The 1436-nt window shown below is 53.6% G+C and carries 2 protein-coding genes; both read left to right on the top strand.

All coding sequences use genetic code 11. The features are described 5' to 3' along the window. The first annotated feature begins 62 nt into the window (after window positions 1–62). Entirely contained in the window at window positions 63–695 is a 633-nt protein-coding gene (gene otnC / locus BMX16_RS17185; protein WP_089906007.1) for a 3-oxo-tetronate 4-phosphate decarboxylase, read from the top strand. A 480-nt stretch (window positions 696–1175) separates the two neighbouring features. Continuing rightward, window positions 1176–1415, top strand: a complete 240-nt coding sequence (locus BMX16_RS17465) for a hypothetical protein (RefSeq protein ID WP_143058100.1) — start codon at window positions 1176–1178, stop codon at window positions 1413–1415. Window positions 1416–1436 lie beyond the last annotated feature (21 nt).

Consider the following 1436-nt stretch of genomic DNA (forward strand, 5'->3'; position numbering starts at 1 on the left):
ACATGAATCCCTCTCGGATTTGTGCAACAGAGCCGGTGACAAACCAAATTAGGAATGAACGCATGAGTGACGCCCTGAATGCCGATCTGCTTTGCACACTGTGCCAAAGTCTGTTTCGGCGTGGCTATTCGGTCGGTGGGGCCGGGAATGTGTCGGTGCGGCTCGACAATGGCGGGTTCCTGGTCACGCCCACTGGCGGAAGTCTTGGCCGATTGACGCCGGACGATTTGGCTCGAATCGATACGTCAGGTAATCCGGTGCCTGGACCCAAGCCGTCAAAGGAGTTTGCCTTCCATCGCGCACTCTTCGATTGTCGACCCGACGCAGGTGCCATCGTGCATTTGCACTCCACCTATCTCACGGCCCTGTCCTGTCTGGAGGATCTATCTCACGAAAACGCCATGCGCCCATTTACACCATACTATGTGATGCGCGTGGGCTACCTGCCGGTTATTCCGTACTATCGGCCAGGCGCAATGGAGATCGCGCGTGATCTGGTTATCGCTGCAAACGCCCACTCAGTGAATGCCTTCCTGCTGGCCTCACATGGCGTCGTTGTATTAGGCAAGAATATTGAGGAAGCTGTCAACAACGCCGAAGAATTGGAAGAGACGGCCCGCTTGGCTTTCATTCTCCGGGAGGAAAAAATCCGCTATCTTACAGAAACTGAGATTTCCGACTTGTCCCGGTCGTAAGTTACAAGGACAGTATCGCATATATTTGAATTCTTTTAATCTGGATGTGTGTGTATGACGAGATTCACGATGTGGAGAAGGTTAGACTCCAGACCCATCCCCTCCGCCACAAACCATTCGCGAACCTGATGTGTGGTCCCTGATGGGGCCTTTTTTCTTTTTTTTCAAAGGGGTTTAGCGATGCAACCCGACTTTCGGAGACTTGGGTTTGGCCCGAAATCGGTCTCTGAACGGCTCGCGTCTCTTTCCACCCGCCCTTCACTCAAATCGAAACGCATTCAAAAATGTCTTTTTTTCAGATACTTGCCGAAAATGGGTTGCGCCGTAGTTGAAGCAGGTTCGACCGCCATCGAAACGGTCAGAGACACCCGAAGGCGGCGTTCTGGCGCGCGAGTCTGCGTGAAGCCATTGGCACCAAACAGCCTTTGGCATATTGGTTGGCGCGAGGGCTCGCCATCGGCGACCGCAGTATTTTGAGGTATGGTGATGGCTCCGCGAGGAAATGCACATGGTCTTGTTGAATGGTCTCGCCGTGATCCTTGGCGCGAGCGCATGGGGGAAATAGTTGAACGGCATATCCGCCGTGCCTGTGACCTGAACGACATCGACATCTACGACCTGCAGGGCGTGATCGGCGAGCATCGGGACGTGTCAACGACTTTGAGACAGTGGCGATTGAACTTTAAGCTTGGTTTTACTCCGTTTGCTTTGGTGGGTTGATCCAGACAGCCGTTGGGATGT

It is taken from the genome of Loktanella fryxellensis, assembly GCF_900110065.1.
Taxonomy (GTDB): domain Bacteria; phylum Pseudomonadota; class Alphaproteobacteria; order Rhodobacterales; family Rhodobacteraceae; genus Loktanella; species Loktanella fryxellensis.